The sequence below is a fragment of the Streptomyces sp. NPDC048196 genome, from assembly GCF_040652715.1.
In the GTDB taxonomy this organism is placed as follows: Bacteria; Actinomycetota; Actinomycetes; order Streptomycetales; family Streptomycetaceae; genus Streptomyces; species Streptomyces siderophoricus.
Genome location: NZ_JBEZMM010000017.1, coordinates 35,919 through 50,016, shown reverse-complemented (window position 1 = coordinate 50,016; position 14,098 = coordinate 35,919). Strand labels below are relative to the sequence as shown.

General features: G+C 72.3%; 10 protein-coding genes. 8 read left to right on the top strand and 2 right to left on the bottom strand.

The genetic code is table 11. The annotated features are described in order from the left end of the window. The first annotated feature begins 136 nt into the window (after window positions 1-136). The 4 genes from AB0E02_RS18860 (at window position 137) to AB0E02_RS18845 (ending at window position 4,012) form a co-directional block, all read left to right on the top strand. On the top strand, window positions 137-1,108 hold the full coding sequence (locus AB0E02_RS18860) for an NADP-dependent oxidoreductase (RefSeq protein ID WP_362140741.1): 972 nt from the start codon (window positions 137-139) through the stop codon (window positions 1,106-1,108). Window positions 1,109-1,206: 98 nt separating this feature from the next. After that, window positions 1,207-1,659 carry a VOC family protein gene (locus AB0E02_RS18855; RefSeq protein WP_362140739.1) on the top strand — a complete coding sequence of 151 codons (453 nt, stop codon included), beginning with the start codon at window positions 1,207-1,209 and terminating at the stop codon, window positions 1,657-1,659. 134 nt (window positions 1,660-1,793) lie between these two features. Further along, window positions 1,794-2,399, top strand: a complete 606-nt coding sequence (locus AB0E02_RS18850) for a TetR family transcriptional regulator (protein ID WP_362140737.1) — start codon at window positions 1,794-1,796, stop codon at window positions 2,397-2,399. Between the two features lie 152 nt (window positions 2,400-2,551). Beyond that, window positions 2,552-4,012: an FAD-dependent monooxygenase gene (locus tag AB0E02_RS18845; protein ID WP_362140735.1), complete on the top strand. Its 1,461-nt coding sequence runs from the start codon at window positions 2,552-2,554 to the stop codon at window positions 4,010-4,012. A gap of 94 nt (window positions 4,013-4,106) precedes the next feature. On the opposite strand, the gene AB0E02_RS18840 is transcribed toward AB0E02_RS18845, so the two are convergent. Then, window positions 4,107-4,847 (bottom strand): SDR family oxidoreductase, encoded by a 741-nt coding sequence (locus tag AB0E02_RS18840; protein ID WP_362140734.1) that lies wholly within the window; start codon window positions 4,845-4,847, stop codon window positions 4,107-4,109. 271 nt (window positions 4,848-5,118) lie between these two features. Here AB0E02_RS18840 and AB0E02_RS18835 point away from each other — a divergent pair, with 271 nt between their 5' ends. The 4 genes from AB0E02_RS18835 to narI are packed head-to-tail and all read left to right on the top strand — an operon-like array spanning window position 5,119 to window position 11,879. After that, window positions 5,119-8,850, top strand: coding sequence for a nitrate reductase subunit alpha (locus AB0E02_RS18835; RefSeq protein ID WP_362140732.1), 3,732 nt, complete (start codon window positions 5,119-5,121; stop codon window positions 8,848-8,850). 1 nt (window position 8,851) lies between these two features. Then, window positions 8,852-10,513 (top strand): nitrate reductase subunit beta, encoded by a 1,662-nt coding sequence (narH, locus tag AB0E02_RS18830; protein ID WP_362140730.1) that lies wholly within the window; start codon window positions 8,852-8,854, stop codon window positions 10,511-10,513. Then, on the top strand, window positions 10,510-11,139 hold the full coding sequence (narJ, locus tag AB0E02_RS18825) for a nitrate reductase molybdenum cofactor assembly chaperone (RefSeq protein WP_362140729.1): 630 nt from the start codon (window positions 10,510-10,512) through the stop codon (window positions 11,137-11,139). The genes narH and narJ overlap by 4 nt, the downstream gene beginning before the upstream one ends. Then, a complete protein-coding gene (gene narI, locus AB0E02_RS18820) occupies window positions 11,136-11,879 on the top strand; it encodes a respiratory nitrate reductase subunit gamma (RefSeq protein WP_362140727.1) in 744 nt (247 codons plus the stop codon). The genes narJ and narI overlap by 4 nt, the downstream gene beginning before the upstream one ends. Here the strand turns inward: narI and AB0E02_RS18815 are convergent. Next, window positions 11,857-13,761 (bottom strand): chloride channel protein, encoded by a 1,905-nt coding sequence (locus AB0E02_RS18815; protein WP_362140725.1) that lies wholly within the window; start codon window positions 13,759-13,761, stop codon window positions 11,857-11,859. The genes narI and AB0E02_RS18815 overlap by 23 nt on opposite strands. Between the last annotated feature and the right edge of the window lie 337 nt (window positions 13,762-14,098).

The window sequence follows — 14,098 nt, the reverse complement described above, 5'->3', positions numbered from 1 at the left end:
GATAGTAACCGCCCTTGCTGGTTACTACTCCCTCCGAGGTAGCTTCCGGGACGCGCGGCGAGGGTGCGGTCCACCAGACCTCCCCGTCACCGCCGCCACCACCCGTTGTCCCGCCCCAGCACTCAGGAGCCACCCCATGACCACCCCCTCCACCACCATGCGCGCCGTCGTCCAGGACGCCTTCGGCGGTCCCGAGGTGCTGCGCGTCGCGCAGGCCGCGCGGCCGGTGCCGTTGCCGACCGAGGTACTGGTGCGGGTGCACGCCGCCGGGGTCAACCCGGTCGACTGGAAGACCCGGGCCGTGGGCGGGCTCGGCGTGCTCGGTGACCCGCCGTTCACCCTGGGCTGGGACGTCTCCGGCGTGGTGGAGGAGGTCGGCTTCGGCGTCCACACGCTCAAGGTGGGCGACGAGGTCTTCGGCATGCCCTGGTTCCCCCGGGCCGCCTCGGCCTACGCCGAGTACGTGACCGCCCCGGCCCGGCAGTTCGTCCGCAAGCCCGCGGTCCTGAGCCACGAGGAGGCGGCGGCGGTTCCGCTGGCCGCGCTCACCGCCTGGCAGATCCTGGTCGACGCCGCGGACGTCCGGCCCGGCCGGCGGGTGCTGATCCACGCCGCGGCCGGCGGGGTGGGTCACTTCGCCGTGCAGATCGCCCGGCACCTGGGCGCCCATGTCATCGGGACGGCGCGTGCGGGCAAGCACGAGTGGCTTCGGGAGCTGGGCGCCGACGAGCTGATCGACTACACCGCCGTCCGCTTCGAGGACGTGGTGAAGGACGTCGACGTGGTGGTCGACCTCGTCGGTGACGCGGTGGACGCGACGGGCACCCGTTCCCTCGACGTCCTGGCCCCGGGCGGGCTGCTGGTCGTCGTACCGTCGGACGTGGCGCCGGAACTCGCGACCCAGGCCGAGGACCGCGGCCTGCGCACGACCCCGTTCCTCGTCGAGCCCGACGGCGCGGCGCTCGCCCAGGTCGCCCGGCTGATCTCGGACGGCGCCCTCTCCGTCGAGGTCGCCGACGTCTTCCCGCTGGAGCGGGCCGCCGACGCCCACCGCCTCGGCGAGACCCGGCGCACCCGCGGGAAGATCGTCCTCAAGGTCACCGACTGAGCAACGCCCTCGCGCGAGCCGGTGCGCTTCTCCGCCGAGGAGGCATAGTGATCAATCGGGCGATGCGCCGTGCAACTGCCTCCTGAGGGGAGAGTCTTATGGCACTCGGTTGGAAAGTGGTCTTCGACGCCGGCGACCCGCACCGCCAAGCCGCCTTCTGGGCCGACGCGTTGGACTACCGGATCGAGGACAACAGCCCCTTGATCGAACGACTGCTGGCCTCCGGGGCGGTCGAGGAAAGTCTGTGCATCGAGTTCCAGGGGCGGCTGTTCTGGCGGGACGCCGCGGCCGTCCGGCACCCCGAGGACCCGTTCGACCCGCTCAGCGGCGCCGGCCGGGGCAGACGCCTGTTGTTCAACCGCGTTCCCGAGCCGAAGGCGAGCGGAAAGAACCGGCTTCACCTCGACATCCACACCGAGGCGGGCCGGCGGGAAGCGACCGTGGCCCGGTTGCGGGAGCGCGGCGCGACCCTGGTCCGGCACGTGAAGGAGCCCGGGGGCGAGTGGTCGCTGCTCACCGATCCGGAAGGGAACGAGTTCTGCGTGGCCTGAGCGGGACGGCGCGTGGCCTGAGCGGGACGGCGGACTGAGCGCCACCGCCGCCAGAAGGAACGCCGCCGCTCCGAGCGAAACTTGCGTGGCGCGCATATTTGCGTGTCACGCAAGATTTGCTACCGTCTCCGGTCATGGGGTTGCGAGAACAGAAGAAGGCCGAGACGCGTGCGGCGCTCAGCTGGGCGGCGGTCCGGCTGACCGTCGAGCGCGGCTTCGGCAACGTCAAGGTGGAGGACATCGCCGAGGCTGCCGGAGTCTCCCCGCGCACGTTCAACAACTACTTCTCCAGCAAGGGAGAAGCGATCGTCGCCCGCCACCTCGACCGCATTCTCCGCATCGCGGAGGCGCTGCGCGCGGGCCCGGCGGAGCCGCTCTGGGAGGCGCTCACCCGCTCGGTGCCGGCCCAGTTCGGGCCGGACGCCGAGACGGCCGCTCATCCCGTCGCCGACGCGGCCCGGTGGACGGCCGGCGTGCGCATGATGGTCTCCGAACCGGCCCTGCAGGGCGAGATGTTGCGGGCCGGCGCCATCGCCGAGGCCGAGATCGCCGCGGCCGTCGCCGACCGTACCGGTACCGATCTGCACCAGGACCTGTACCCGCACCTCGTCGCGTCCGCAGTCGTCGCCGCGATCAACACCGCCACCGCGCACCACCTCCGCACCGACCCTCCGGTACCTGTGAGCCGCCTGCTCGCGGACGCCCTCACCCGGTTCGCGGCGGGCCTGTCGGCCCCGTAGGAGTCCACCCGACAGGGCCCCCCAGGGCTCGTCCCGCAGACGCGCACCCGAGGAATTCACCCCGAGGAATCCACCCGTAGGCCACACCCTCCCGGACCGGAAGCCCGGCGGCGGTCGGGCCGATGGCCCCTGCCCGGAAACGGAAACCACTCATGATCGACGTCGTCATCGCGGGCGCCGGACCCAACGGCCTGATGCTCGCCTGTGAGCTCGCCCTGGCCGGTGTGCGCCCGCTCGTCCTGGAACGCCTCGCCGAACCGACCTCCGAGCAGCGCGCGAACGGCCTGGTCGGTCAGGTCGTCCGCATGCTCGACCGGCGCGGCCTGTACGAGCGGCTGACCGCGCCCGGTGCCCCTGCCACCCCTCGGCCGGCACCCGGCCACGTCTTCGGTGCGTTCCCGCTCGACCTGACCGGCCTGCCGGACAACCCGCTCCACACCTTGCAAGTGCCACAGCGCCGGATCGAGCGGATGCTCGCTGGGCGCGCGGCCGAACTGGGCGCCGAGGTCCGCCGCGAGCATGAGGTCATCGGCCTGACGCAGGGCGAGCGGTCGGTGGTGGTCGAGCTGCGCGGGCGCAAGCCGGTCGAGGCGGCGTTCCTGGTCGGCGCCGACGGCGGGCACAGCGTGGTCCGCAAGCTCACCGGGATCGACTTCCCGGGCGTGACCAGGGACGACTCGGTCTCGCGCACCGGACATGTGAGCGTGCCCCGGGAGCTGGTCGGGCCCGATGGCGGGCTGGTCGTGCCCGGCTTCGGCACCGTGCCGCCGTTCCGGCACCTGCGGACCGAAGGCGGTCTGATCGCCTGGGCCCCGTTCCCCGGCGGCGATCCGCTGCTCAGCACGGTGGAATGGGGGCAGCCGGCCGAGGGCGAGGCCTCGCTCGACGCGCTTCGGGCCAGCGTCTCCCGGGTGCTCGGCGCGGACCTGCCGCTCGGCCCGCCGAACGGGCCGGGACCGCACTCGATGAGGCGGCTGTCCGGCGGCAACACCCGGATCGCGTCGCGCAACCGCGCGGGCCGGATATTCCTGCTCGGTGACGCCGCACATGTGCACTCGGCGATCGGCGGCCCGGGGCTCAACCTGGGCCTGCAGGACGCGGTGAACCTCGGCTGGAAGCTGGCCGCGGCCGTGCGCGGCCACGCACCGAAGGGACTGCTGGACACCTACGAGGCGGAACGGGCCCCGGCCGCCCGGCGGGTCGCCATGCACACCCAGGCGCAGTCGCTGCTGACCCGGCCGGGCGGCGAGGTGACGGCGTTGCGGGAACTCTTCGGCGAGTTGCTGGCCCAGCCGGCGACGCGGCAGCACCTCGCGGATCTGCTGTCCGGCGCGGACCTCACCTACGACATGGGGCCGGCGACCGGAGCGCTCGTCGGCCGCTGGGCACCGGACCTGCCGGGCCTGCGCGAACTGACCCGCACCGGCCGGCCGCTCCTCCTGGACCCGACGGGGACCCTCGACGCAGGCCCCTGGGCCCCGCACGTCGGCACCGTGGCCGTCCCCGAACTCGACACCGCCCTGCTGCTCCGGCCCGACTGCTACGTCGCCTGGCAAGGCACCACGGGCGACGGCCTGCATGAGGCGCTGGGCACCTGGTTCACGGCGGCTTGAGCGACGCGGTCCGTAGCGTGCCAGAGGTGCCAGAGGTGCCAGAGGTGCCCGGGGTGGCCGTCCGCCCGCGCCGCCGCCCCGGGTCCCTGGCGCGTCAGGTGAGGTTCAGCCCGCCGTCGAGCAGGATGACCTCGCCGGTGAGGTAGCCGTTGGCGAGCACCGACGCCACCAGGTCGGCGACGTCGGAGGGTTGGGCCGGGCGGCGCATCGGCGCGCGGTCCCGCCAGATTTCGTGCGCGTGCGCCCAGTCCTTCGTCATGGGCGTGTCCACCAGCCCCGGAGCCACCGCGTTGACCCGTACGTCGGGCGCGAGCGCGGCCGCGAGCAGCCGGGTCACGTGGTTCAGCGCGGCCTTGCTCGCCGCGTACGGCACCGAGGAGCCCTTGGGGCGGACCCCGGCGTGGCTGGTGACGTTCACGATGCTGCCGCCCGCCGGGGCTTCGCGCAGGGCCGGCAGCGCCGCCGTGCACAGCACCCACGGCGCGATCAGGTTGACCTCCAGCAGCTGCCGCCAGTCCGCCGGTGTGGCCGCGGCCAGGTCATCGTGCGGGATCGGCCAGCTGATGCCCGCGTTGTTCACCAGCACGTCCAGCCGCCCGTACCGGTCGAGCGCCGCCTCGGCCAGCCCGCGGGCCTCTTCCTCCACCGCCAGATCGGCCCGTACGTACGCACCGCCGAGCTCCGCCGCCAGGGCCTCACCGGCCTCCGCGCTGTTCCGCGAGTGCACGACGACCCGCATGCCGTCCGCCGCCAGCCGCCGCGCGACGGCTTCGCCGATGCCCGACGTGGACCCCGTGACCAGGGCAACGGGCCGATCCGATGGTTCAAGCGTCATGAGCGGGAATCCTGCCACGGCCACACCGGGCGAGAGGGTGTGGGGGCGTGGGGCCTCGGAGTCTCGGGGTGTCCGAAACTGTTCGGTCAGAAAGACAATGACGCCGCCAAACATTGCAAAGTGCAATGAAAGCCTTCGCCAGCTCTCGCTAAATGCCCCGGTATGTTCTATTTGCTCGTTGATCCCCGGCGGGATGCTGGGTGAGCAATCGAGGGCGATCCGCCTCCCCCGGAGGTGGTGCTCCATCGCGTTCACAAGAGAGTGGTGGGCTGTGGTGCGAGGCAGGGCGAGGGCGGACGCGGAGCGTGCGGCGGCCGAAGCGGCCGACCGGCTGCTCAGGGCGGGCCAGTTGCTGCGGAGGGCGCCGACGACCCTCGATCTGCGGGCCGTGTACCGCACGGACCAGTCCGTCAACGACAGTGCGTACCGCGAGCGGTGGGCCCACGACAAGGTGGTGCGCTCCACCCACGGCGTCAACTGCACCGGCTCGTGCTCCTGGAAGGTCTACGTCAAGGACGGGCTGATCACCTGGGAGACCCAGGAGACGGACTATCCGTCGGTCGGCCCCGACCGGCCGGAGTACGAGCCGCGGGGCTGTCCGCGCGGTGCCTCGTTCTCCTGGTACACCTACTCGCCCACCCGGGTGCGCCACCCGATGGCGCGGGGCGTGCTCGTGGAACTGTTCCGGGAGGCGAAGGAGCGGCTCGGCGGTGACCCGGTGGCCGCCTGGGCGGAGATCACCTCGGACCCGGAGAAGCGGCGGCGGTACCAGTCGGCGCGCGGGCAGGGCGGTCTGGTCCGCATCGGCTGGGACGAGGCCCTGGAGATCGCGGCCGCCGCACAGGTGCACACCCTCAAGGAGTACGGCCCCGACCGCATCGCGGGGTTCTCGCCGATCCCCGCCATGTCGATGGCCTCCCACGCCGTCGGCGCGCGCTACCACTCCCTCATCGGCGCGCCCATGCTCTCCTTCTACGACTGGTACGCCGACCTGCCGATCGCCTCGCCGCAGGTCTTCGGCGACCAGACCGATGTCCCCGAGTCGGGGGACTGGTGGGACGCGGCGTACCTGATGCTGTGGGGCTCCAACGTGCCGGTGACGCGGACGCCGGACGCGCACTGGATGGCCGAGGCGCGCTACCGGGGCCAGAAGGTCGTGGTGGTCTCGCCCGACTACGCGGACGCGACGAAGTTCGCCGACGAATGGCTGCATCCGCACCCTGGCACCGACGGCGCCCTGGCCATGGCGATGGGCCATGTGGTGCTCACGGAGTTCTTCGTCCAGCGGCAGGTCCCGTACTTCACCGACTATGTGAAGCGTTTCACCGATCTGCCGTTCCTCGTGGCACTGGAGGAGCGCGGCGCCGGCCGGTACGTGCCGGGGAAGTTCGTCACCGCCGCCGATCTGGGACTCGCCCCGCACGCGGCGGAGGAGGCGCGGCAGTGGATGCCGGTGCTCGTCGACGCGGACACCGAGGACGTCGTCGTACCGAACGGGACGATGGGCGACCGGTGGACCAAGGGCGGGGAGGGCGCCTGGAACCTGGACCTGGGCGGCATCGATCCGCTGCTGTCCTTCCACGGTCACGAGGACGCCCACGGTGGTGGCTCGGGCGTCGAGGTGACGCTGCCCCGGTTCGACGAGCCGGGCCGCACGGTGACCCGTGGCGTCCCGGTCCGCGAGATCGGCGGGCGGCTGGTGACCACCGTCTTCGACCTGCTGCTCGCCCAGTACGCGGTGCCCCGCCGCGGACTGACGGGTGAGTGGCCCACCGGCTACGACGACGCGGCGCAGCCCGGCACCCCGGCCTGGCAGGAGGAGATCACCTCGGTGCCGGCCGCCGCGGCGGTCCGGGTGGCACGGGAGTTCGCCCGCACCGCGGAACGGAGCCGGGGCCGCTCCATGATCGTGATGGGCGCGGGCACCAACCACTGGTTCCACTCCGACACCATCTACCGGACGTTCCTGTCGCTGCTGATCCTCACCGGCTGCCAGGGCGTCAACGGCGGCGGCTGGGCGCACTACGTCGGCCAGGAGAAGGTGCGGCCGTACGCGGGCTGGCAGCAGCTGTCGTCGGCGGCGGACTGGGTGCGGCCCTCGCGCCAGATGGCGGGCACTCCGTACTGGTACCTCCACACCGGCCAGTGGCGCTACGAGTCGTACGCCGCCGACGCGCTGGCCTCGCCCACCGGCCGCGGAACCTTCGCCGGGCAGCACACCGCCGACCTCGTGGCACAGTCCGCCCGGCTCGGCTGGATGCCGTCGTACCCCACGTTCTCCGCCAACCCGCTCGACCTCGGACGGCAGGTGCGCGAGAGCGGCCAGGAACCGGGCGACTGGGTGGCGGACCGGCTCGCCGCGGGTGAACTGGACTTCGCCTGCGAGGATCCGGACGCGGCACCCAACTGGCCGCGGGTGCTGACGGTGTGGCGGGCCAACCTCATCGGCTCGTCCGCCAAGGGCAACGAGTACTTCCTGCGGCATCTGCTCGGCGCGCGGGACAGCGCCGGCGCCGAGGAGGCGCCGCCGGAAAGCCGCCCCCGAACGGTCACCTGGCATGCGGACGCCCCGCACGGCAAGCTCGACCTGCTGCTCTCCCTCGACTTCCGGATGACCTCCACCACGCTCTTCTCCGACCTCGTGCTGCCGGCCGCGACCTGGTACGAGAAGCACGACCTGTCCAGCACGGACATGCACCCCTACGTGCACGCCTTCAGCCCCGCCATCAGCCCGCCCTGGCAGGCCCGCACCGACTTCGAGATCTTCCACGGCCTGGCCGGCAAGCTCAGCGAGCTGGCCGCCGGCCGCCTCGACGTGGCGTACGACCTGGTGGCCACCGCCCTGCAGCACGACACCAAGGACGAGACCGCCCAGCCCGGTGGGCGGGTCACCGACTGGCGCGACGGACCGGAGCGGCCCGAACCGGGTCGCAACCACCCGAAGATGACGCTGGTGGAGCGCGACTACACCGCGATCGCGGACCGGATGGCCACGTTCGGGCCGCTGGCCGAGGAACACGGCATGACGGTCAAGGGGGTGACCGTCATGCCGGGCCCGGAGGCGGGCTGGCTGGCCGCGCGGTGCGGCACGGCCCCCTCGGGACCGGCCCGCGGACGACCGCTGCTCGACACCGACGTCAAACTGTGCGAGGCGATCCTCGCCCTGTCCGGCACCACCAACGGACGCCTCGCGGCCGAGGGGTTCGACCGGCTCGCCGACCGGGTCGGCCCCGGCGCCGGGCTCGCCGAGCTGTCGGCGTCGGTGGCCGAGCGCCGGGTGGTGTTCAGCGACACCCAGCAGCGACCGGTGCAGGTCGGCGCCAGCTTCGAATGGTCCGGCAAGGAGGCCCCGGACCGCCGGTACGCGCCCTTCACCATCAACACCGAGCACCACAAGCCCTGGCACACCCTCACCGGCCGGCAGCACTTCTACCTCGACCACGACTGGATGGCCGAGCTGGGCGAACAACTCCCGGTCTACCGCCCGCCGTTGAACATGGCCGAGCTCGGCGAGAGCGGCCCGGCCGGGCGGCCGGGCACGGACCGCGCGGTCACCGTCCGCTATCTCACCCCGCACTCGAAGTGGTCCATCCACTCCGAGTACCAGGAGAACCTCCTGATGCAGACCCTGGCCCGCGGCGGCCCGGTGATCTGGATGAGCCCCGCCGACGCCGAGGCGATCGGGGCCGCCGACAACGACTGGGTGGAAGCGGTCAACACCAACGGAGTGGTGGTGGCCCGCGCGGTGGTCTCGCACCGCATGCCGACGGGCACGGTGTTCATGTACCACGTACAGGAACGCCTGGTGAACGTGCCCAGATCCGAGGCGACCGGGCGGCGCGGTGGCGTGCACAACTCCCTGACCAAACTGCTCATCAAGCCGACCCATCTCATCGGCGGATACGGCCAGTTGTCGTTCGCCCCGAACTACTACGGCCCGACCGGCAACCAGCGCGACGCCGTGACGACGATCCGCCGCCGCGCCCAGGACGTGGAGTACTGACATGAAGCAGAACAAGGCCGGGCGCCCCCGCACGGCACCCGGGCCCGGCCGCCCACGGGTCATGGCGCAGGTGGCCATGGTCATGAACCTCGACAAGTGCATCGGCTGCCACACCTGCTCGGTCACCTGCAAACAGACCTGGACCAACCGCACCGGCACCGAATACGTCTGGTTCAACAACGTCGAGACCCGCCCCGGCCAGGGCTACCCCCGCGGCCACGAGGACCAGGACAGGTGGAAGGGCGGCTGGCAGCTCAAGCACGGCCGGCTGGTCCCGCGCACCGGCGGCCGCGCCCGGCGCCTGGCCCGGCTCTTCGCCAACCCCGAACTGCCCACCCTCGACGACTACTACCAGCCCTGGACGTACGACTACGAGAACCTGACCACCGCCCCGCTCGGCGACGACCTCCCCACCGCCCCGCCCCGCTCCCTCATCGACGGCCGCCCCACCGCGGTCACGTGGGGCCCGAACTGGGACGACGACCTGGGCGGCGGCCCCGACCACCTGGCCGCCGACCCGGTCCTGCGCCGGATGAACGAGAAGGTCCGCCTGGAGTACGAGCAGGCGTTCATGTTCTACCTGCCGCGCATCTGCGAGCACTGCCTCAACCCGTCCTGCGTCGCCGTCTGCCCCTCCGGCGCGATGTACAAGCGGATCGAGGACGGCATCGTCCTGGTCGACCAGGACCGCTGCCGGGGCTGGCGGATGTGCGTGAGCGGCTGCCCGTACAAGAAGGTCTACTTCAACCACTCCACCGGCAAGGCCGAGAAGTGCACCTTCTGCTATCCACGGGTCGAGGCCGGTGAGCCCACCGTCTGCTCGGAGACCTGCGTGGGGCGGCTGCGCTACCTGGGCGTCATGCTGTACGACCCGGACAAGGTCGGCGAGGCGGCCTCCGCCGAGAACGAGCAGGACCTCTACGAGGCGCAGCTCGGCTGCTTCCTCGACCCGGACGACCCCCAAGTGGCGCAGGCCGCGGCGGAGTCGGGAATCCCGCACGACTGGGTCGAGGCCGCCCGCCGCTCACCGGTCCGCGCGCTGATCAGCCGCTTCCGGGTGGCCCTGCCGTTGCACCCGGAGTACCGGACGATGCCGATGGTCTGGTACGTCCCGCCGCTGTCGCCGGTGGTGGACGCGCTGACCGCCACCGGCCACGACGGCGAGGACCCGGCCAGCCTGTTCGGCGCCATCGACTCGCTGCGCATCCCCGTCGAGTACCTCGCCGAACTGTTCACCGCGGGCGACCCGGCCCCAGTGGAGGCCGCGCTGTGCCGGCTCGCGGCGATGCGCGCGCACATGCGGCGGGTCAACCTCGGCGACGAACAGGACCCGGGCATCGCGGCCGCGGTGGGCCTGGACGAGCAGGGCATCCTGGACCTCTACCGGCTGCTCGCCCTGGCCAAGTACGAAGAGCGGTACGTGATCCCGACCAGCTACACCGCCGGCGGCCCGCACGACGGGAGCGCGGACGGGTGCAGCCTGGACGTGGCCGGAGGCCCGGGGATGATGCCGGGCCGGGACGCCGACGCCTTCCACGCCGCACCCGCCGCGGGACCGGCCGGCCCCGGCACCGGACTGCACGGCCGCGTCAACCTCCTCAACTGGAACGGAAGGGGACGGCCCGCCGGGCTCTTCCCCCGCGTGGCGGAGCCGCGGCGGTGACCCGCCCCGTCGGCCCCGTCGTCCACCAGGCTGCCTCCCTGCTCCTCGGCTACCCGGACCACGACTGGCCGCAGCGGCTGCGCACGGTTGACTCCGCGGTACGCCAACTCCCGGGTGCGGAAATGGAGTTTCTGCTCGGCTTCTGCACGCGGATGGCGGGCGCGGACCCCCTGGACCTCGCCGCCCGGTACGTCGCCACCTTCGACCGCAGCCGGCGGCGCTGTCTCTACCTCACGTACTACACCGACGGCGACACCCGCCGCCGTGGTTCCTCCCTGGCCCGTCTCAAGTCCCTCTACCGGCAGCACGGCTGGGTGCCGCCGGAGGAGGAGCTGCCCGACTTCCTGCCCGTCGTCCTGGAGTTCGCCGCCCGCAGCCCGGCGGCAGGCGTCCCGCTGCTGACCGGGTACCGAGCCGCTCTTGAAGTGCTGCGCTTCGCCCTGATCGCCTACCGCAGCCCGTACGCCGACCTCCTCCAGGCCGTCTGCCTCGGCCTTCCGGGGGCGTCGCCGGCCAGCCGCGAGGAGGCCCTCAGGCTCGCCCGTACCGGGCCGCCGACCGAGACCGTGGGCCTGGATCCGTTCCCCGCCCAACCGCAACCGAGCGACCGAGGAGCCCGCAGATGAAGCATCTGCACATCGCGCTGTGGGGCGTCCTGCCCTATCTCACGCTGGTCCTGCTCGTCGCGGGGGTGACCTGGCGCTACCACTACGACCGGTTCGGCTTCACCACCCGCTCCAGCCAGCTGCACGAGAGCAGGCTGCTACGGATCGGCGGCCCGCTGTTCCACTACGGCCTGCTGTTCGTCATCGCCGGACACATCGCGGGGCTGCTCGTACCGGAGTCGCTGACCGACCGGCTGCACATCAGCGAGCACCTGTACCACGAGAACGCCCTGCTGGTGGGGGGTGCCGCGGGCCTGGCCACCGCGCTGGGCCTGGCCGTACTCCTCTACCGCCGGCTGCGCGTCCCCGCGGTACGGGCCGCGACCGGCCGCAGTGACCGGGCCGTCTACCCGCTGCTCACGGCGGTGCTGCTCGCGGGCCTGACCGCAACGGCCTCCGGCGTGGCCGCGCACTCGTACGACTACCGCCTCGGCGTCTCGATCTGGTTCCGCAGCCTGTTCGCCCTGGACCCCGATGTCTCCGCCATGGCGCAGGCGCCGCTCGTCTACCAGGTGCACGCGCTGCTGGCGATGGCGCTGTTCGCGCTGTGGCCGTTCAGCCGCCTCGTGCACGCCTTCACCGCGCCGGTCGGCTACCTCGTCCGCCCCTACGTCGTCTACCGCTCCCGCACACCGGCCGCGCCGTACCGCCATCCGGCGGTCGGCGCGGCACGCGGGATCAGCAGCCGGCGGCGTCGCTGAGCGCCTCGGCGGATGCCGCCAGGGCCGGCTTGCGCTGCCGCGGCCCCCGCCGGAACGGGGTGAGGACGCGTTCGGCGTGCTGTTCCTCGTGCAGGTCCACCCGGCGCGCTTCGAGCAGATGACGCAGGCTCAGGATCCCCTCGACGCGGTGCGGCGCGGTGCGCGGGGTGACGACGACGCGGGTGACCTGGTGGGCCGCCATGCGGTTGGCGATGGTCCGCAGGGTCTCGTCCGGATGGGCGGTGATCGCGGGACGGGCGAGACCGCCCAGCTCCCGGTCGTCGTCCGGAGCGCCGTGCAGCAGTTCCGCGCGGGTGACGACCCCCGCCAGGCTTCCCTCGCCGTCCAGGACGGGGTAGAGCCGCTGGGCGAGGACGCCGTCGGCGTCCCGGGCCTGATGCGCCTCGCGCAGCCGGGCCCCGGCCTCGCCGGCGGTCTGGTCCGTGCGGAACGTGAGGGTGACGGGGGTTTCCAGCTGGCGTACGAGGTGGACTTCCAGGGGGTCCACGGAGTACTCGCGGGTGAGGTGGAGGCCGCGGCGGGCGATCTTCTCGGTGAGCACGGACCGCTTGAGGACGATCACCGACAGCAGATACGCCGAGGACGCGGTGATCACCATCGGGAGGAGGGCGTGGAGCTCATGGGTCAGTTCCACGCAGAAGACGATGCCGGTCAGCGGCGAGCGCATGACCCCGCCCAGCACGCCCGCCAGTGACACCAGGGCCCAGAAGCCGGGGCTGACGGAGGGGAAGACGAGCCCCTCGGCGGCCCCGAGCGCGCCGCCGATCATGAACATCGGGGCGAGGACGCCGCCGGAGGTGCCGGAGCCCAGGGAGAGCCCCCAGATCAGCGTCTTGACGACGAGGATGCCGAGGATCAGCCCGACGGTGGCGCGGCCGGTGAGCAGCTGGTCGATGACGTCGTAGCCGACGCCCAGCGCGCGCGGCTCCACCAGGCCGCCGAGTCCGATGACCGCGCCGCCGATGGCGGGCCACCACATCCAGTGCAGCGGCAACTTGGCGAACAGGTCCTCGGAGAAGTAGACGAGCCACGTCGCCAGAAGGGCGAGGAGCCCGGCGGCGAGCCCGGCGACGACACACAGTCCGTAGACGGAGACCGGCAGTTCGGTGGGGACGTGGGCGCCGCCGAAGAGCGGCTCGGTGCCCAGGAGCGGTCCGCGTACGAGGGTGGCGGTGACCGCGCCGACCGCGACCGGCAGGTAGGAGCGGGGCCGCCACTCGAAGAGCAGCAGCTCGACGGCGAGCAGGATGGCGGCGAGCGGGGAGTTGAAGGTGGCCGCCATGCCCGCGGCGGAGCCGGCCACCAGGAGGGTCTTGCGTTCGTCGGTGGTGACGCGGAGGAACTGGGCGAGGATCGATCCGACCGCGCCGCCGGTCATGATGATCGGGCCTTCGGCGCCGAACGGGCCGCCGGAGCCGATGGATATCGCGGACGAGACCGGCTTGAGGACCGCGACGCGCGGCTGGACCCGGCTGCCTCCGACGAGGATCGACTCGATGGCCTCCGGCATGCCGTGGCCGCGGATCTTCTCCGACCCGAACCTGGCCATCAGCCCGATGACCAGCCCGCCCAGCACCGGCATGCAGAGGATGAGCCACCAGTGCGCGGTGGAGCCCGGTGTGGCCCCGCCGAAGGAGAAACGGCCGTGGAAACACAGGTTGGTGCACAGGGCGATCAGTTTGAGCAGCCCCACGGCGACGAGCGCGGCGACCGCCCCGACGGGCACGGCCAGGCCGGTGATCACCGCGACCCGGGGCAGGACGTGGAAGTCGCCGAGATCCGCGATCTTCTCGCCGGAGGGGCGACCGGGGCTCTTCGCTCCTGTCTTCGTCTGATTCCGGGCGGCGTCGGGCCGGGCCACGGGGTACCTCCGCTTCGTCTGGCTGAAAAGGAACAGGCCACTGTCGGCGGACCCGCGAACCGGCCCCCGGACGTCAGGGGGCCGGGCGTGGTCACACAGCGGCAGGGGGCGGGCGTCATTGCCCTGGGAAAGGGAGCGGGCAGTGGCCCCGGTACCGATACCGGTGCCGGGCTCAGTCGCGGTGCGATCCGCTCCGCTCTCTGGTCATCGGCGCGCACTGGTGGTGCTGGTCGATGGAACGGCGGACGGCGACACGCGCCTCACGCCCGTTGGACCGGCCCTGCCGCGCCGCACAGGATCGGTCATCGCACTCACCGTAACATTGCACAGTGCAATA

Excerpts from the sequence above, each read along its gene's own strand:
- AB0E02_RS18860 (WP_362140741.1), top strand. The coding sequence starts at position 137 with ATGACCACCCCCTCCACCACCATGCGCGCCGTCGTCCAGGACGCCTTC.
- AB0E02_RS18855 (WP_362140739.1), top strand. The coding sequence starts at position 1,207 with ATGGCACTCGGTTGGAAAGTGGTCTTCGACGCCGGCGACCCGCACCGC.
- AB0E02_RS18850 (WP_362140737.1), top strand. The coding sequence starts at position 1,794 with ATGGGGTTGCGAGAACAGAAGAAGGCCGAGACGCGTGCGGCGCTCAGC.
- AB0E02_RS18845 (WP_362140735.1), top strand. The coding sequence starts at position 2,552 with ATGATCGACGTCGTCATCGCGGGCGCCGGACCCAACGGCCTGATGCTC.
- AB0E02_RS18840 (WP_362140734.1), bottom strand. The coding sequence starts at position 4,847 with ATGACGCTTGAACCATCGGATCGGCCCGTTGCCCTGGTCACGGGGTCC.
- narH (WP_362140730.1), top strand. The coding sequence starts at position 8,852 with ATGAAGCAGAACAAGGCCGGGCGCCCCCGCACGGCACCCGGGCCCGGC.
- narI (WP_362140727.1), top strand. The coding sequence starts at position 11,136 with ATGAAGCATCTGCACATCGCGCTGTGGGGCGTCCTGCCCTATCTCACG.